This window comes from Paraburkholderia sp. WS6, assembly GCF_030464835.1.
Lineage (GTDB): Bacteria > Pseudomonadota > Gammaproteobacteria > Burkholderiales > Burkholderiaceae > Paraburkholderia > Paraburkholderia madseniana.
This window is the reverse complement of the sequence record NZ_JALQCK010000025.1, coordinates 14,670-33,179: the sequence shown is the minus strand read 5'-3', so window position 1 is coordinate 33,179 and position 18,510 is coordinate 14,670. Positions and strand designations below refer to the sequence as shown.

The following is an 18,510-nucleotide window of genomic DNA, read 5'->3' as shown; positions in this document are numbered from 1 at the left end:
TCCGCTTCGCTTCGTGCCGATCAACAAAGGTGACTAGACATACCGCGCTTCGTTGAGGTCGGCGATGAGCGTCGGTCCGGTTGGATGCCAGTTCAACCGGGCTTGTGTCTGAACACTCGAGGCCGGCATGTCCAAGCCGACGAACATTGCCATCCATCCAAAATGCGACGCCGCTTCATCCGGGCTGATCGAAACGACGGGCAAGTTCAGACCCCGACCAAGCGCCTCGACGATTTTGCGGCTACTGATCCCTTCTTCGCCGACCGCATGATATCGAGCCCCCTGTTGGCGCTTTTCTACGGCGAGCCGATAGAGACGCGCCACATCGGAGAGATGGCCGGCCGGCCAGCGGTTACGGCCCTCGCCGACGAAGGCGCAGACGCCTTTCTCCCGAGCGATAGCAACGAGCGGCGAGATGAGACCCTGCTTGAACGGGTTGTGAACCTGAGGTAGACGTACCACCGACACGTTGACACCCGCCTCCAGGAGCGCGTTCCCAGCAACCTCAGATGCGATCCGAGGATTTGGATGACCGATATTAAAGACATCCTCGGTCGCCAGTTGACCATGCTCGCCGCTACCCATGCCGGTCCCCGAAGTGATGATGAGAGGGCGGTCTGAGCCGGCGAGCACGGAGCCGAGTGCCGCGATCGCACGCTTGTCCTTTTCGCAGTTCTCCACGAATCTAGAGAAATCGTGATCGAATGCCGTGTGGATGACGGCATCTGCTTTTGCGGCGCCGCTGCGCAGGCTCTCCGGGTCCTCCAGGGTTCCGCGATGCACCTCTGCCCCTGCATCGATAAGTGCTTGCGCTCCCGTATCCGAACGCGTCATGCCGATCACATGATGACCCGCGTTGATGAGTTCGGGAACGATGGCCGCACCGATGAAGCCTGTCGCGCCCGTCAGAAAGATACGCATAGTGAAACCTCCGTGATTGTCACCGCGACTATCTGACCATTTCCGGTTCTGTTGAAGTGGTGACGTCATCCTATGAAAGGAACTAACAGGATCCCGATGTCGGCCGGCCAATCCAACGCTGACGCAATACGTCGATCCGCCCCAACCTCAGCGCCCGGCCTTAAGCTGTGTCCACAGCCTGTTTTCAAGGCGCAGGATATCGGCCGGCAAAGGCAATGACAGCGTGAGCGATTTCATCTTTTCTCCGCGAGGATAAACCGCTTCATTCTCGAGGATCGCCGGCTTCACAAAAGCACGGGCCGAAGCGTTAGCGTTCGGATAGAAAACCTGATTGGTGATCGCCGCGCTAACCTTGGGCTGAAGGATGTAATTGATCCATTGCATCGCAGCTTCCGGGTGTGGCGCATCTTTAGGAACTCCCATCAGATCGAACCACAACACCCCATCGCCCTTGGGAATGACGTAGCGAATCTCATAGGCGCGATGGGCCTCTTCTGCACGCCGCTTCGCGATCCCGACGTCGCCCGACCACGCTAGCGCGATGCAGACATCGTTATTGGCGAGATCGTTGATGTAGCCGGAAGAATTGAACTGGGTGATGTACGGGCGAATCGTTTTGAGCAGCTTGAACACTTCCTGATAATCGGCGGGGTTCTTACTGTTGGGATCCTTATGCAGGTAGATCAACCCAACCGAGAATGCGTCCTCCGCGGAGTCGAGCACGGAAACGCCGCAGGTTTTCAGCTTCGAAACGTATTGCGGATCGAACAGCAGGTCCCAACTATCGTAGGGTGCGTCCTTGCCTAATATCTGCGTCACTTTCGTGACGTTGTAACCGATGCCGTCCGTGCCCCATGACCATGGCACGGTGTATTGATTGCCCGGATCGGCCGACGCAAGCATCTTCATGAGCACGGGATCCAGATTGGCCAGGTTTGGAATCTTGGTCTTGTCGAGTTTCCGATAGACACCTGCTTCGATCTGCTTGCCGGCATAGCTGGATGACGGCACTACAACGTCATAGCCCGATGATCCGCTTAGCAACTTTGCCTGCAAGGTGTCGTCGCCGTCATAGACGTCGTATCGCGTGTGAATGCCGGTTTCCTTTTCGAACCCAGAGACGGTGTCGTCGGCGATATTGTCCGACCAGTTGTAGACATTCAGCTCTTCGGCTTGAGCATGGTTTGCGGTCGCGGCCAGCATCCCCGCAGCTGCGAGGAGTCCAGTGACGACAGTGATGAGATGGCGGGGTGTCATAGCAACCTTTCGGTGTTAATGAAGGAACTCATGCAAGGGGAAGAAGCGTCAGTCAATCAGCGAGCGAGGCGGCGGTCGCGGCGCCAACCAACTTGTTCCAGTGCTTTCAGCAAACGGTCGGCGCCGAGCGCGGGGACATGAACGCCTTGGCCGTCCATATCTTCAGCAGCAACGAGGGCGTTGAGAATGGCTTCTTCTACCGCTTCCGCAGCCGCGACGAATAGCGGAGAAATGAAATCGTGAATGACGCTGCGCACGCTGATGACAGGCTCGATTGCCTTGCCGTAATCCGCCGGCGGTATGCCGCGGTTACCCACCGAGAAGGCAATGAAGATGTCGCCACTGGAGTATTCGGTGCCGCCGCCAACGCGGGCTAATCCGATGCTCGCGCGCCGTGCAATTTGCTCGCACTGATGCGGAAGAAGCGGCGCGTCGGTCGCAAGCGTCACCACGATCGATCCCATTCCGGGGACACCCGCCCGACGTCTGTCGAATGGCGACGGCAGATCTCGCAGCACCTCGCCAACCGGATAGCCGGCCACGCGCAGCGCATCGCGACGACCGTAGTTCGCCTGGACTAGCGCGCCGACAGTCCAGCCACCATCCTCCGCTGCGAGCCTGCGCGAGGCTGTTCCGATGCCACCTTTGAACTCATGACAAATCATGCCGGTACCACCGCCAACCGAGCCCTCGGCCACCGGTCCACTGCGAGCCTGGGTCTGCGCCTCGTGGACATGCGTCGCGGTGACATGCTGCCCCCAGATGTCGTTCAGCACCCCATCGAAAGTTTCCAGCACCACCGGCATGCACCAGTACTGGCTGTCGCCGATCCATGCGCGTTCGGCGGCGACCAATGCATCGCGAACCACGCCGACACTGTGCGTGTTGGTGTAGGCAATAGGTGTGGTCAGCAAGCCTGATTCGCGTATCCATTCCAGGCCGGTGGCATCGCCGTTTCCGTTGAGCACATGACAGCCGGCAAAACACGGGTCGAGCCGTGCCATGCCGGCGCGTGGTTCGATGATCGTCACGCCGGTCCGAATCGAAGCTTCTGCGCGGTTTTCGACCAGGGTACGATGACCGACTCTTACGCCTTGCACGTCGGTGATGCTGTTAAACGGACCGGGCGTGCCGTGGCCAACTCGAACACCGATGTCTCTGATACCCATACTTTTCTCCTGTGTTGCTCGCTGCGAGCAAGCCTGCCGACGCGCATGCGACGGGGTACAGAGATGGTAGGGTGGGGGACGACGCGTGAAAATCAGGCCGAAGGGCTAGAACGATGGGACGAGCTACCCTTTAAGGGGTAGTGGGGGAAACTGACATGCAGCTTGATGTATCGGACGTTGCCTTTCATCAGCGGCTTGGACGTCTGGTCGAAAAGCTCGACGACAAACAGTTCTGGCATGCGCTGATCGACCTGTTGCGCAAAGTGGTCCACATTGACAACTGGGTGGTGGTGATCTTCTGGCCCAACGGGAAACCCCAGTTGATTGCGGAGATCCAGTCGCGCACGCCGAACGCCGAACTGTTCAAGGGGTATTTGAACAGCGTCTATTTGCTGGACCCTTTCTATCAATTCAGCCTGGGCGGGATCAGTCCGGGCGTGTATTGTCTGGACGAAGTCGCGCCCGATCACTTCCGGGAAACTGAATATTTTCGCCGCTATTTTTCGGTGAACGTGCTCGAAGATGAGGTGCAGTTGTTAGCCCCGCTGCCCGCGGGCGGAACGCTGTCTGTATCGATGGGCAGTGAACGCCGCTTTAGCTCGACTGAAATCGGAACCCTCTGTCTTTACGGCGCATGGTTGCTTCCGTTGATGTGCCATGCCTTGGCGGCGCAAACAGCCGTGCTTCCGCCGCCGGTAAGTTCACCCGCGGGAGGTGATCGACGCTTTCACTTCGAACAGGCGTTGCGCAAGCGCTCCAATGCGTCGCTGACCAACCGCGAAATCGAAATCGCACTGATGATTCTTGCCGGTCATTCGACCAAGAATATGGCGAGGCTGCTTGGCGTGTCACCCGCTACCGCCAAAGTTCACCGGCGCAATCTTTACAAGAAGCTGAACATCTCATCTCAGGCGACACTTTTTCTGCTCATCATGGATGAAGAGCCGGAGACCAACTGAGGCGAACCGGTTCTGATGGGTGATCCTAAGGGGATGCCTAGCTTTGAACCGCGCCCTTTGTTCTGTACGCTGTCACCGACAGGCCGTCCGCTGATCAGCCCATTGCAGGAGGATCAGCGTGACCAGACGGGCCGCCAGGCGCTTGAGCGCCGGCGCACCGTTCGCTGGCCGGGGGTCCCACCCACTGAGAAGGAGCCATTCATGGAATCGTCTTCAGGCCAACAACCGGGCGCCCCTGCCGGCCACGTCGCGGAAACCAGCCACGGGTCGATGACCAAACTGGCGCTGGCCGCCATCGGCATCGTGTTCGGCGACATCGGCACCAGCCCGCTCTACACCATGAGCACGGTATTCGACTCGGGTCACGGGCTGGTGCTCAACCGCTTCAATGTGCTGGGCGTGGTGTCGCTCATCATCTGGTCGCTGATCATCGTGGTGTCGCTGAAGTACGTGACGCTGATCATGCGTGCCCACAACCACGGCGAGGGCGGCATTATGGCGCTGCTGGCGCTGGCTTCCAGTTCGGTAATGAACCGGCCCCGCCTGCGCCACGGGCTGCTGCTCGCCGGCGTGTTCGGCGCGGCGCTGTTCTACGGCGACGGCGTCATCACGCCGGCCATCTCGGTGCTCAGCGCGGTGGAAGGGCTGGAAGTGGCGGAGCCGCAACTTAAGCCCTTCGTGGTGTCGATCGCGCTGGTCGTGCTGATCGCCTTGTTCCTGGTGCAGCGGCGCGGCACGGCCGGCATCGGCGCGGTGTTCGGGCCGGTGATGGTGCTGTGGTTCGGCGTGATTGCGGTGTCGGGTCTGCTCACCATCGGCCGCGCGCCGGGCATCCTGGCCGCTTTCAACCCGTTCGTGGGTCTCGAATTCCTGGTGCGCAACGGCTGGCGGGCCTTTGTCTCGCTCGGCGCGGTGGTGCTGGCGCTGACCGGCGCCGAGGCGCTGTATGCCGACATGGGCCACTTCGGCGCGCCGCCGATCCGCCTGTCGTGGTTCGCACTCGTGCTACCCGCGCTGGCGCTCAACTACCTGGGCCAGGGCGCGCTGCTGTTGTCGGACCCCAAGGCCGTGGACAACCCCTTCTTCCACCTCTTCCCGTCGATGGCGCTGTTCCCGATGGTGCTGCTGGCCACGGTGGCGACTGTGATCGCGTCGCAGGCCGTGATCAGCGGCGCGTTTTCCATGACCAAGCAGGCCATGCAACTCGGCTTCATGCCGCGCATGGGCATCGTCTACACCTCCGAACGCGAGGTCGGCCAGATCTACGTGCCCGCCATCAACTGGATGCTGCTGATCGCGGTGGTGGGGGCGGTGCTGGGCTTCGGTTCCTCCACGGCGTTGGGCTCGGCCTACGGTATCGCCGTAACGGGCACCATGATGATCACCACCTTCCTCACGTTCTACGTCGTGCGCTATGCCTGGCACTACAACTGGTTGCTGTGCGTGCTGGCCACCGGCTTCTTCTTCGTCATCGACTTCACGTTCTTCTCGGCCAACCTGCTCAAGTTCGTGGATGGCGGATGGTTCCCGTTGCTGCTGGGCGCCATCATGTTCACCATCATGTCCACCTGGCACCGCGGCCGTGAGCTGATGGTCGAAGAGGCCACCGTCCATGCCGGCGCGCTGCCGCTGGCCAGGTACCTGGACAGCCTGTTCGCGAAGGCAACGATACGCGTGCCCGGCACCGCCGCGTTCCTGACCATCAACCCCAGCACCGTGCCGCACGCGCTGATCAACAACCTGGCGCATAACCACGTGCTGCACGAGCGTGTGCTGTTCGTGCACGTGACCAACCTGGATGTGCCCTATGTGCCGCGCGAGCAGCGCGTGGCGATCACGCCGCTGGGCCACAACTGCCACAGCATCCTCGTGACCTACGGCTTCAAGGACGAGGCCAGCCTGCCGCAAGCGCTGCGCGACTGCGAGCCGAAGGGCCTGGTAGTCGATCCGGCGCAGGTGTCCTATTTCCTCAGTCATGCCACCGTGGTGGCGACCGGAGGCAAGGGCATGCCGGTGTGGCGCGAACGAGTGTTCAGCGTAATGGCGCACAATATCGGTAACCCTGCGGCTTATTTCAAGCTGAGTTCAAACCGGGTGATCGAGCTGGGCTCGCGCGTCGAAATATGAGGTAGAACCCGCAAACATGAAGAGACTTTTCGTTTGCTGCGACGGCACATGGAACTCGGATAGCGACGAGTTTCAGGGGGTGCCTGTTCCAACCAATGTCGTTCGCTTTTTCAACGCGCTGAGTGACCACGGTGACGATGGCGTCGAGCAACTCCGGTACTACCACGTCGGCATTGGCGCTAATGAAGGGCGAGTTCGTCGTATCGTAGACGGTGCGCTGGGATTAGGCCTCTCGCGAGACATTCGAACCGCGTACAAGTGGCTGTCCGACCACTACGAGGAAGGTTCTGAAATCTTTGTCATTGGCTTTTCGCGTGGTGCGTTCACGGCGCGAAGCCTGGTGGGCATGCTCCACCGTTGCGGACTTCCTCGCGAGGCAAGCTGGGCGCTAGTCAAGCAGGCATGGAACCTGTACCGGCTTGATCCAGCAATGCCGGAAAACATCAGCCTGCAGGAACGGTTCTGCATCGAGAATGGCAAGCCGCCTCCCATTCGCTTCCTGGGCGTTTGGGAGACGGTGGGCGCTCTCGGCATTCCTGAAATTGCGAACATGTTCGGCTTCGGGAGACAGCGCCTCGAATTTCATGACACGAGGCTTTCGCCGGAAGTCGAACGCGCGGTGCAAGGCCTCGCCATTGATGAGCAGCGGAACACCTTCTTGCCAACGTTGTGGACGGATGCGGATGGCTGCGACCCGGTGCGCGTGACGCAAGTGTGGTTCCCTGGCGTGCACGCCGACGTTGGGGGCGGCTACAAGGAGACCGGGCTTTCTGATGCCACACTCAAATGGATGATTGCCGAGGCTGCGCAGTGCGGTGCGGTGTTTGAATCGGAGATGTTGGACCAGATAGCCGATGCGGGCCAGTTGTCGGCGGTGCATGGCGTCCTTCACAACTCACTCACAGGCTTTTACAGGAGGATCGGATTTCGTCCCCGGTCCTTTCCCTATCTGGCGAAGGATTCACGAATATGCTCCGAATCTATATCGGATCTGGCATTGGCACGGCAGGCCAGTCCGCCAATCTTTCAGGCTCCCTATCGACCGAATATAGAGCCTGCGGCCGGGGTCCAGGTGCGGGTTTTCGCCAGCACGCTGTGGAACTGGACCGGTATTTTCATGAAGGAAGGGGTGAGCTACCGGTTCAAGGTGCCTGAAGGTCAAACATGGCTGGATGGGGACATCGCATCGGGTGCGGAGGGCACGCCAGGCAACTGGATGCAGCGCCTGTTCGCATGGTCCAAGCGGGTCAGGGGAGCGAACTGGCTCGAACTCTGCGGTGCCATCTCTTACCCAGGGGAGCCGAGCGAAGCAGGCGTGTCACCTCAACCCTTCTACTTCAGAATCGGCAGAGAGATGGAGATCAAGGCTCCTTACTCGGGTTACCTGTATTGCTTTGCCAACGACGCCACCTGGGCGTATTGGAACAATCAAGGCAGTCTGCGGGTTGACATTGCCGAATCAGGCCGCGTGCCGGCTGGCAAAGAGATGGCACACCCGTCTTTTGACGAAGACCTGACTGCGCCGGCAACAGCACCCGGAGGTTCGGGAGCGGGCGAACCGTCCTGAACGGTACCGCGACGGACATTGAGACTTTGTTTCGTGCTCATTGGGGCCGGGTCCGCACTTGTACGGCACCGTACCGACCTCCACCGAGGTTAAGCGCACCGTGGTTGCACGCGCCTTGCGTCTCTCATCCAAAAGCGCTCGAAACACCCTCGCGCAGTATGATTTTCTTTGATCGCTCGCCCGGGCCGCCCCCTCCAGCAAGGAGTGGCCATCATGCTCACAATCCGAAAACACTATTTCTTTCCGCCGCGCTCATGGCGGAGGCAGTCGCTGCTATGCAATGGCGCGGCAAGACAGATCATTTTGCGTGATTTCGGTCCAAGGACTGACCAGGACGTGAAAGAGTCGAAGGCCGCGATGAAGAAGCAGGGCGCCTGAGGTCAGACGCGCAAGCTGGGTTCGAGCTGCAAGCACTCGAAGATAAATAATTAGGATGTCGAACACAAGATGTGCTGGTGTTCGACAGATGCTTGACGTTCCACTACCGGACTCAAGCCCAACCCCATTTAAAGAGAACACAAATCATGGCTTATCAAAGCGTCAACCCTAACACCGGCAAGGTTCTGAAGAGCTTCGAAAAACTGACCGATGAGCAGCTTGAAAAGTCGATCGCCGCTGCCGAGACCTGTTTCCAGACATGGAAGCACACGACCTACGCCCAGCGTGCCGAAATCGTGGATAAGGCCGCAACGCTGATGCGTAAGAACGTCGATGAATTTGCCAAACTGGCGACCCTTGAAATGGGTAAGCGCATCGACGAAGCGCGTGGCGAAGTCAGGTTCAGCGCCGACATCCTTGCTTATTACGCCGAGCACGCGAAAACTTTCCTGGCACCGACCAAACTGAATCCGAAAGTCGGTGAGGCGCACATGGAGAATAGTCCATTCGGCGTGCTCTTCTGCGTGGAGCCGTGGAATTTCCCGTATTACCAGCTTGCACGCGTCGCCGGCCCGCAACTGATGGCGGGTAACGTGCTGGTGGTCAAGCATGCAGGCTGCGTACCGCAATGCGCGATTGCCTTCGAGAAACTCCTGCTCGACGCGGGCGCACCTAAGGGGGCCTACACCAACCTGTTGATCTCGCACGAGCAGTCCGAGCGAATCATCGACGACCCGCGCATCAAGGGTGTGGCATTGACGGGCAGCGTCGAGGCCGGCAGAAGTATTGCGGCGCGAGCGGGGCAGAACCTCAAGAAGACTTCGATGGAGCTAGGCGGCAGCGATGCGTTCATCGTGCTCGACGACGCCGACCTGGAAAAGACCGTTCCGTGGGCTGTATGGGGGCGGATGTATAACGCCGGCCAGACCTGTTGCGCGGCGAAGCGATTCATCGTTCTCGATTCGATTGCCGACAAATTTCTTGCGAAGTTCAAGACCGCGCTCTCCGAATTGAAGGCAGGCGATCCGATGGACGAGAAGACCACGCACGGCCCCTTGTCCACCGAGGCGGCGCTGGTTCAACTGCTCAAGCAGGTCGACGATGCAGTGGCACATGGCGCCACGCTGGTGATGGGCGGCAAACGCATCGACCGACCCGGCTCGTTCATGGAAACGACGATCCTCACGGATATCAAACCGGACAATCCGGCTTTCCGCGACGAATTCTTCGGTCCGGTGGTGTCGTTCTTCCGCGTCAAGGACGAAGCCGCGGCCATCGCGCTAGCCAACGATTCGGACTTCGGCCTCGGTGGTTCGGTCTTCACGAAAGACGAAGCGCGCGGCAAGCGTGTGGCGAGCGGGGTCGAGACCGGGATGATGTTCATCAACAACATCGACTGGTCCGATGCGGAACTGCCGTTTGGCGGCATCAAGGATTCCGGCTACGGCCGTGAGCTCGGCAACATGGGCATCCAGGAGTTCGTCAATACGAAGCTTGTGCGTACCGCCCGCCTCGATGCACCGGCCTGATCTCCACAAGGAAAGCCCGCCATGTATGTCAACGTTGCCGTTCTGACGGAGACCCGGGCCCATGAACGCCGTGTGGCGCTCGTGCCGTCCGTGGTCCAGAAGCTGGTCAAACTGGGTGCCCGGCTGCATATGCAGCCGGGGGCGGGCGCGGCGATTCATCTGGATGACGCCGCGTTCGAGAACGTCGCCTTTATAGCGGATCGCACGGCGCTGGTGAAAGACGCCGATGTCGTGCTTGCCGTTCAGCCGCCCGCGTTCGAGGTGGTCAACGCGATGAAGGAGGGGGCGATCCTCGTTTCGTTCATCTATGCACACAACGAGCCCGCGCTGGTGAAGCGCCTGCTCGACAAGAAGATCACCTGCTTCGCGATGGAGCGGGTGCCACGCATTACACGCGCCCAATCCATGGACGCGTTATCGAGCCAGTCCGCGCTTGCAGGCTACTACGCGGTGCAACTCGGCTCTACCCATCTCGCTCGCGTGGTGCCCAAGATTACCAGCGCGGCAGGCTCGATCGGACCGGCTCACGTTCTGGTAATGGGGCTCGGTGTGGCAGGGCTGGAGGCGATCGCGACGGCGCACCGCCTTGGGGCCGTCGTCGAGGGCTATGACGTGCGGCCGGAAACTGAGGAGCAGGCGCTCTCGCTAGGCGCCACCTTCGTCGATACCGGTATCGATGCGCGCGGTAAAGGCGGCTATGCCCGTGAGCTCAGCGCCGAGGAAAAGACCAGGGTCGCGGACGTGCTGACGAAGCACATCCAGAGCGCCGATCTGATCATCACAACCGCCGCGATTCCCGGTAAGGCCTCGCCCAAACTCATCAGCCACGCACAAGTGGCCGGCATGAAAGCGGGCTCGGTGATCGTCGATCTGTCGGCGGAGGGCGGCGGCAACTGCGAGGACACGCGGCCTGGCGAGACCACCCGGATCGGCAACGTGACGATCGTCGCGCCGCTGAACGTGCCCTCGCTGCTCGGCGAGGACGCGAGCGAACTGTATGCGAAGAATCAGTACAACCTGCTCGCGTTGATCATGAAAAACAACGTCATCGAGATCGACTGGAGCGACGAAGTCCTCGCCAAAACGGTGCTCACCCACGCGGGCGAGAACAAGGCAGAGGCGAGCGACGAGGCGGCCAAGCCTGTTGCCGCCGCGAAGAAGCCCCCCGCGAAAGCCGAACCTGTTACGCCGGCATGAGCGCCGGTATCAGCGCCTGTATTAACACCGGCACGAACACGCTCTGACCAAGGACTAAGTGATGGACTTCCAGATCAGCATTTCCGGCTTCGTCGCGATTTACGTCTTCATGCTGGCTGCTTTCGCCGGCTGGGTGATCATCGGACACGTGCCGGCCATCCTGCATACCCCGTTGATGTCGGGCTCGAATTTCGTACACGGCATTGTCGTGGTGGGCGGCATCTATGCGCTCCTGAACGCGAGTACGGTCCAGGAGCAAGTCATCGGCTTCGTTGCTGTGTTGCTCGGCGCGGGCAATGCCGCAGGCGGTTATGCCGTCACCGATCGCATGCTCGCGATGTTCAAGACCAGCGGCCACCCGTCCGGGCACGGCACGCACGGTGCGAACAGCAAGTCCGGCACCGTGAAGTCCATCCACGCAAAGAAGCATTGAGGACGCCGCCATGTTGACCCTGCTCCCCCAACTCGGCATCGGCGTGGTCGATCTCGCTGCTGCTTTTCTCTTTCTCTACGGCCTGCACCGCATGTCGTCGCCTGTTACGGCGCCTTCGGGCATTTTCGTCGCCGGTATCGGCATGGCCGTGGCCGTGCTCGCGAGCTTCCTGTACGCCTTCGACGTCGGCGCGGCGGCCCGGCCCAACCTGCCGGTCAACCTGGGGCTCGCTGTCGTTGCTTTGGCGCTGGGCGGCGGGTTGGCCTGGTGGGGCGGCCGCAAGGTGGCGATGACCGCCATGCCGCAGATGGTGGCGATTTACAACGGCATGGGTGGCGGCGCGGCCGGCGCGATTGCCGCCGTGGAACTGTTCGGCAACAAGGCGCAGGGTGCGCCCGCGCTCATCATGACCTTGCTAGGCGCGCTGATCGGCGCGGTTTCCCTGTCGGGTTCGCTGATCGCCTGGGCCAAACTCGATGGGGTCATCAACAAGCCCGTACGAGTGAAAGGGCAGCAGGTGTTCAATGGACTGGTGTTGCTGGCAACCTTCGTGGTTGGCGGCTACATCGTCGTCGCAAGCGCGGACAACTCCGCGCTGATATTGACGATGCCGACCTGGATTTATCTGTTCTTCGGTTGTGCGCTGGCGCTCGGCGTTCTGATGACGCTGCCAATCGGCGGTGCCGATATGCCGGTGGTGATTTCGATCTTTAACGCCTTTACCGGCCTCGCGGTCGGCATTGAAGGCTACGTGTTGCAGAACCCCGCACTGATGATCGCCGGCATGGTGGTCGGTGCAGCCGGCATGTTGCTGACACTGCTGATGGCCAAGGCCATGAACCGTTCCGTGAGCAATGTGATCTTCACCAACTTCGGTGAGGTCGCCACGCGCAAGCAGGGCAAGATCAAGGGCAGCCTGAAGCCGACGCAGCCAGGCGACGCCGGCATCGCGATGCGCTATGCGGCCTCGGTGATTATCGTCCCGGGTTACGGTCTCGCGGTCTCGCAGGGGCAAGGCAAGCTGTACGAATTCGTCAAGCTGCTTCAGGCGGGCGGCGTGTCGGTGAAGTTTGCGGTGCACCCGGTGGCTGGCCGCATGCCGGGCCAGATGGACGTGCTGCTGGCCGAAGCTGGCGTGCCCTACGACGCGATCTTCCAACTCGAGGACATCAACGACCAGTTCGCCACTACGGATGTTGCGCTAGTGATCGGCGCCAACGACGTGGTCAACCCGGCCGCGCGCACCGACAAATCGTCGGCCATTTACGGCATGCCGATTCTCAACGCCGATCACGCCAAGCAGGTGTTTGTGATCAAGCGCGGGGAAGGCAAGGGCTACGCCGGCATCGTCAATGAACTCTTTTACGCAGACAACTGCAACATGGTCTATGGCGACGCCCAGACCGTGCTCATCAAGATGAGTGAAGCGGTCAGAGGGCTTGGATTGCCCGCTGTTGCCTAGTGCGCTGAATTCATCGCAACCGAGGAACAAGCCATGACATCGAAAATGCAAGCTGCCGTCGTCGAACAGTTCGGCAAGCCACTGGTGCTAAAGGAACTGGATATTCCCGAGCCCGGTCCAGGCCAGATCCTGGTGAAGACCGAAGCGTGCGGCGTATGCCACACTGATTTGCATGCCGCAAACGGGGACTGGCCGTTAAAGCCCACATTGCCGTTCATACCGGGCCATGAAGGCATCGGCATCGTCGCCGCCCTTGGTGCGGGTGTAACGGCCGTGAAGGAAGGCGACCGGGTCGGCGTACCGTGGCTCTACTCCGCTTGCGGACATTGCGAGTTTTGCCTCGCGGCGCGTGAGCCCGTATGTGCCGAAGCACAGTTTGGCGGTTATACGAAGAACGGTGGATTCGCCGAATACATCGTCGCCGATCCGAACTATGTGGCACATATCCCAGCCCATCTGGCGGCCCGCGACGCGGCGCCCCTCATCTGTGCCGGGATCACCTCGTACAAAGGCATCAAGGAGACTCAGGCGCGCCCAGGTGAATGGGTCGTGGTCTCTGGCGTCGGTGGCCTCGGACACCTCGGCATTCAGTATGCCAAGGCGATGGGCTTGCATGTGTGCGCAGTCGACATCGATGACGGCAAGCTCGCGCATGCCAAACGCCTTGGCGCCGATGCCATGGTCAACGCCAAGGACGGCGATGCGATTGCGGCCGTCAGAAAGGCCACTGGGGGCGGTGCGCATGGCGTACTGATTACGGCGCCGTCGCTGGCCGCATTCAAGCAAGGCGTTGGCATGACGCGCAAATGCGGTACATGTGTGCTGGTTGGGTTGCCGCCGGGCGAGTTTCCGACACCCCTGTTCGACGTCGTGGCGAACTGCATCACGATTCGAGGCTCGTTTGTCGGCAATCGCCGGGACATGGCCGAAGCGCTTGCCTTCGCCGCTGACGGCAAGGTCAAGGCCGATATCGAGTTGCAGCCGCTCTCGGCGATCAACAGCGTGTTCCATCGCCTCGCGCACGGCGATGTCCCGTCGCGCGTGGTGCTCGAGTTCGCCAAGGGTTGAGAGGAGGGCGCTATCGTGGCTGCCGGACCCCGGTCCGGCTCTACGGCCATATAACGCAATCGAACTAAACGGAGCTGACGCCGAATACTCCGGTCGCCAAATCGTGCTCGAAATCGGCGTGCCACGCCGTGCCTTGGCCAGCAGCATAAACACCCGACTTATCATTGCTCCGTCGAGTAACCATGACTTGTCGGCGAACCGGGCCCGCACTAGCACCTGCCGGGTACTGGTCTTCGTCGCGGATGTCGAAATCGATCATATCGAAGCCATGGCTGGCGAAGATTAAAGTCGCATCGACGGCTGGACAGGTCACACCCTACAATCACCCCGTGCACTCGGTCCGTATTCACTGCGCGTTAAGGGGCGTTCATGAGCGACCAATCTTCCGGCCCTGCGTCCGGGCAAGCGGACCGTGTCTCAGCCTGGAGCCTGATCAGACCGTACTGGGTCTCTGAGGAACGCAAGACCGCGTGGAGTCTGCTGATCACGATCATCGTCATGGACCTGGTTCTGGTCGGCATCAACGCCCGCCTGAATACGTGGAACCGTGATTTCTACAACGCACTGGAAGGCAGGAAGGTCCATGAATTCCCGCAATTGATGCTGCTTTTCAGCGCGCTTGCGTTCGCGTTCGTCGCGATCTCCGTCTATAACCGCTATCTGCGCCAGATGCTTGGCTTCCGATGGCGCCAGTGGCTGACCACACGCTATCTGCAGGAATGGCTGGGCGACGGCACCTTCTATCGCATCGAGCGCGACCGCCTCGCCGACAACCCTGATCAGCGGGTCGCTGTCGACCTCGAGTCATTCGCCAACACCACACTTTCGCTCACACTCGATCTGCTCTCGACACTCGAAACACTCGTCTGGTTCTCGATCGTCCTATGGAGCACGGCGGGCGCTCTGGCCGTCATGATTGGCGGCACGCCGGTCCAGATTCCGGGCTACATGCTGTGGGCAGCCATCGTCTATGCGATTGCCGGCTCGCTCCTGACCAACAAGGTCGGGCACCCGCTTGTGTCGATCAACTACCAGTTGCAGCGCGTCGAGGCGGATTTCCGGTTTGGCCTGATCCGTCTGCGCGAAAACGCCGAGCAGATTGCGTTCTACGACGGGATGCGGACCGAGGAATCGACCGCCCAGGACCTGTTCGGCCGGATTCGCGAAAACTGGTGGCGCGTGATGAAGTACACGCGGCGCTACAGCTTCGTGCTTAATTTCTACGCTCAGATCGCCGAAATCTTTCCGATCGTCGTGGCATCGCCCCGTTACTTCGCGGGTGTGTTCAGTTTCGGGACACTGATGCAAATCGCCGACGCATTCAGTTCGGTTAGCGGATCGCTTTCATGGTTCATCAACAATTACGACACGCTCGTCCAATGGCGCGCCACCGTTAATCGTCTGCGCGAGTTCAAGCGCGTCATGCAGCTACCTCATCTGAAGGAGTCTGTGTCGCCCGCCACCGAGCATGGCGGCATCAATCTGCACTACGTCGACGAGAGCCAGCTCGCCACGCACACCCTCACGCTTGCGCTGCCCAACGGCGAGACGCTCGCGAGCGTGCGCGACATTGCGGTCAAGCCAGGTTCGCGCTGGCGCGTGCGTGGGCCTTCCGGCTCAGGCAAGAGCACGCTGTTGCGCGCGCTGGCGGGTCTCTGGCCGTTCGGAAACGGCTCGATTGATGCACCTGTGAACGCGCGCATGATGTTCGTCCCGCAGCAGAGCTACCTGCCGGTTGGCACCCTGAAGGCTGGGCTCACCTATCCAGCAGCGGCCGCCCACTTCGGCGACGAGGAATGTTGCGAGGCGCTGCGTCTGTGCCGGCTCGAAGGCTACGTCGACCGATTGCACGAATCTGACCATTGGTGGCGCATTCTTTCTCCCGGCGAGCAACAGCGGCTAGCAGTCGCTCGTGTGCTGATGCACAAGCCTGACTACGTGTTTCTCGACGAAGCGACGAGTGCGCTCGATACCGAGAACGAAGCGTATCTGTATCGCCTGTTGACCGAGCGATTGCCGAAAGCCGCGATTGTCAGTGTCACGCACCGCGAGTCGCTAGCGGCATTCCACCAGGAGACGCTCGATATTGTGCGCGCGCGCGAGCACACAGTGGCACATACACCGCCGCCGTAGACGTGACTTACGTGACTTGTTGACCGCTACCCTTGCGCAGAACGCCCGGTTTCATCAAGCCACCGAACGATGTTCTGCACCGTATCGCCATAGAAGGTGCGATACAGTTCCTTCGACACATAGCCGATATGAGGCGTCGCGAGTACGTTGGGCAATTCGCGCAGCGGGTGCGGATTCTCGAGCGGTTCGACGTCGTACACGTCCAGCGCAGCGCCGGCAATCTGACCGGTCGTGAGTGCCCGAAGCAGGGCGGCATTGTCGACGATCGCTCCTCTCGACGTATTGATCAGCCGGCTCGTGGGTTTCATCTGCGCGAGTTCCGTCGCGCCGACCAAAGCTCGGGTTCGCTCGCTAAACCGCAAGTGGATCGACAGGAAATCGGAAGTGGAGAACAGCACATCCTTGCTGACTCGCTGCACGCCTTTTTCCGCAGCACGTTCCTCGGTGAGGTTCTCACTCCACGCGATGACGTTCATTCTGAATGCCCGGCCGATGATGCCGACAGCCGAGCCGATATGGCCAAGGCCAAGCAATCCGAGCGTCTTGCCCGCGAGTTGTTCGCCAAGCGAAAGCTGCCAGCCTCCCTGACGCACTGATTGAGTCTCGAGAGGAATGTTGCGGGCCATCGCGAGAATCAGCGCCCACGTCATCTCGATCGTCGGCGTGGACGAATAGCCCGTATGACGAATTTCGATGCGGCGTTCGGCAGCCGCCTCCTGATCGATCGATACATTCCCCGGGCCGGTCGAGGCAATCAGCTTCAGGTTCGGCAGGCTTTCGATGACCACACGGGACAGCGGTGTGCGTTCCCGCATCACGCATACGACGTCGAATGGCTGCAGGCGTTGAATCAGGCTCCCGATATCAGCGACGTGATCGTTGAACACCGTCACATCTGCCAGGTCCTTAAGCGGCGACCAGTCTGCCACGCTCAGCGCGACGTTCTGATAGTCGTCGAGGACGGCGACCTTGATCGGGAGTTTGGGGTTCATGTTGCGCGCTCCATGAGTTGTTGATATTGCTGCTACCCGAATGCTAAGAATCCCGGCCCGTCAGGTAAATCAATAAGTAACGACGCCACCCATCGCGAGCCGCGATGGCTCACCATCGACTGGTGACAGTCCTCATGGCTCGTTATCCCGGTGCTTTTTGAGGTGGTCGACCAGCATGCGTGCAGGCAGCGGCAGCGTCTCAAAGTTGCGAGCGATGATCACCAGCGGCCGCTGCGACCACGGTTCATCAAGCTCAACGACGCGAAACGGCACCGACTGCATATAAGGCGTCACGCTTCCCTTGGGAAGCACGCCAATGCCGAGACCCGCGCTGACCATGTTGCGCACGCCCTCGAAGCTGGTCACTTCGATGCGCACGCGAAGCCGCATGCCGGCACGCTCAGCGGCGGCGCGACACAACTTCGAAATGGACGTGCCGTACGGCATGCTGACGAAGTCGTCCTCCAGAACTTCGGCGAAGGTCACGCTTGCGCGCTCGGCGAGCCGATGATCCGACGGCACGATCACGACCAGCTTATCGACGGTGTATGGACGCCACTGCAGATCGCCGAGGGCATCCTTGGCAGCCGCGCAGATGCCGAGATCGGCGACACCGCTTGCGATTGCCTGGACGACTTCATCGCTCGACTTCTCGGCCATATCGATCCGCACCTTCGGATTGGTGCTCAGGAAGGTGCGCAGCACACCCGGCAGATACTGGACCATGGCCGTAAAGTTCACATAAATCCGGGTATGGCCCCTCAATCCCGCCGAATACTCAGACAATTCATCCGAAATTTGCTGCAGGTGCTCGCTCAGCCGCTTCGCGTGGTGATAGAGCGCCTCGCCCGCCGGCGTAGGTTGCACACCGCGGCTGTGCCGATACAACAGCGGCGTGCCGGCGTCCTCTTCGAGATCCGATACGCGCTTACTGACGGCTGACGCCACGATATGCGTGCGGGCCGCCGCCGCGGCAATGCTGCCCTCCTCAATGACAGCCACAAAAATGCGCAGGGACTCCATGTCGAGGCGCAACGGCCGTTCTGCTGAAACACGCATCCTTACTCCTTCGGGTTGGCTATCCGGTCGCGGGCACCCATCGCGGTTGGCGATGCCTCTATTGAACATTGAGAAGTTTTCAATCCGCCTGCCGACCGGCATCCTGTGTGCCATAGGGCTCAATCCTCGCAGGACGATCGGTTGAGGCGTGCGACCGGGCACTGTGCCTCGCGATTCTATGTCGAGGCGGCGCGGTTGTCCTGGACGCCGGCCCATCAGCCTTTTCAGAAGCACAAGCCGGTGGACGGCCGGCACGCAG

Annotated in this window: 14 protein-coding genes; 9 read left to right on the top strand and 5 right to left on the bottom strand. The window is 60.6% G+C overall.

What is annotated here, in order from left to right:
* Positions 1-33: 33 nt before the first annotated feature.
* The 3 genes from M0D64_RS26650 to M0D64_RS26640 form a co-directional block, all read right to left on the bottom strand.
* Positions 34-921 carry an SDR family oxidoreductase gene (locus tag M0D64_RS26650; protein ID WP_266259897.1) on the bottom strand — a complete coding sequence of 296 codons (888 nt, stop codon included), beginning with the start codon at positions 919-921 and terminating at the stop codon, positions 34-36.
* A 147-nt stretch (positions 922-1,068) separates the two neighbouring features.
* Positions 1,069-2,124, bottom strand: a complete 1,056-nt coding sequence (locus M0D64_RS26645; protein WP_266259985.1) for a polyamine ABC transporter substrate-binding protein — start codon at positions 2,122-2,124, stop codon at positions 1,069-1,071.
* 110 nt (positions 2,125-2,234) lie between these two features.
* A complete protein-coding gene (locus M0D64_RS26640; RefSeq protein WP_266259896.1) occupies positions 2,235-3,347 on the bottom strand; it encodes a P1 family peptidase in 1,113 nt (370 codons plus the stop codon).
* A gap of 263 nt (positions 3,348-3,610) precedes the next feature.
* On the opposite strand from M0D64_RS26640, the gene M0D64_RS26635 reads away from it, so the two are divergent.
* The 9 genes from M0D64_RS26635 to M0D64_RS26595 all read left to right on the top strand — a co-directional run bounded on the left by M0D64_RS26635 (position 3,611) and on the right by M0D64_RS26595 (position 16,200).
* Positions 3,611-4,306 carry a helix-turn-helix transcriptional regulator gene (locus tag M0D64_RS26635; RefSeq protein WP_266259984.1) on the top strand — a complete coding sequence of 232 codons (696 nt, stop codon included), beginning with the start codon at positions 3,611-3,613 and terminating at the stop codon, positions 4,304-4,306.
* A gap of 270 nt (positions 4,307-4,576) precedes the next feature.
* Positions 4,577-6,433 (top strand): potassium transporter Kup, encoded by a 1,857-nt coding sequence (locus M0D64_RS26630; RefSeq protein ID WP_266259983.1) that lies wholly within the window; start codon positions 4,577-4,579, stop codon positions 6,431-6,433.
* A gap of 16 nt (positions 6,434-6,449) precedes the next feature.
* A complete protein-coding gene (locus M0D64_RS26625) occupies positions 6,450-8,000 on the top strand; it encodes a DUF2235 domain-containing protein (RefSeq protein WP_266259895.1) in 1,551 nt (516 codons plus the stop codon).
* Between the two features lie 524 nt (positions 8,001-8,524).
* Positions 8,525-9,907, top strand: coding sequence for an NAD-dependent succinate-semialdehyde dehydrogenase (locus M0D64_RS26620; RefSeq protein ID WP_154559352.1), 1,383 nt, complete (start codon positions 8,525-8,527; stop codon positions 9,905-9,907).
* Between the two features lie 21 nt (positions 9,908-9,928).
* Positions 9,929-11,104 (top strand): NAD(P) transhydrogenase subunit alpha, encoded by a 1,176-nt coding sequence (locus M0D64_RS26615; protein WP_266259894.1) that lies wholly within the window; start codon positions 9,929-9,931, stop codon positions 11,102-11,104.
* A gap of 61 nt (positions 11,105-11,165) precedes the next feature.
* Positions 11,166-11,537, top strand: coding sequence for an NAD(P) transhydrogenase subunit alpha (locus M0D64_RS26610; RefSeq protein ID WP_266259893.1), 372 nt, complete (start codon positions 11,166-11,168; stop codon positions 11,535-11,537).
* Positions 11,538-11,547: 10 nt separating this feature from the next.
* On the top strand, positions 11,548-12,999 hold the full coding sequence (locus M0D64_RS26605; RefSeq protein WP_266259892.1) for an NAD(P)(+) transhydrogenase (Re/Si-specific) subunit beta: 1,452 nt from the start codon (positions 11,548-11,550) through the stop codon (positions 12,997-12,999).
* Between the two features lie 33 nt (positions 13,000-13,032).
* On the top strand, positions 13,033-14,067 hold the full coding sequence (locus M0D64_RS26600) for a zinc-dependent alcohol dehydrogenase (RefSeq protein ID WP_266259891.1): 1,035 nt from the start codon (positions 13,033-13,035) through the stop codon (positions 14,065-14,067).
* 369 nt (positions 14,068-14,436) lie between these two features.
* Positions 14,437-16,200, top strand: a complete 1,764-nt coding sequence (locus M0D64_RS26595; protein WP_266259890.1) for an ABC transporter ATP-binding protein/permease — start codon at positions 14,437-14,439, stop codon at positions 16,198-16,200.
* A 26-nt stretch (positions 16,201-16,226) separates the two neighbouring features.
* Here M0D64_RS26595 and M0D64_RS26590 read toward each other — a convergent pair whose 3' ends face one another.
* Positions 16,227-17,192, bottom strand: a complete 966-nt coding sequence (locus M0D64_RS26590) for a D-2-hydroxyacid dehydrogenase family protein (RefSeq protein WP_266259889.1) — start codon at positions 17,190-17,192, stop codon at positions 16,227-16,229.
* Between the two features lie 132 nt (positions 17,193-17,324).
* A complete protein-coding gene (locus M0D64_RS26585) occupies positions 17,325-18,251 on the bottom strand; it encodes a LysR family transcriptional regulator (RefSeq protein ID WP_266259888.1) in 927 nt (308 codons plus the stop codon).
* Between the last annotated feature and the right edge of the window lie 259 nt (positions 18,252-18,510).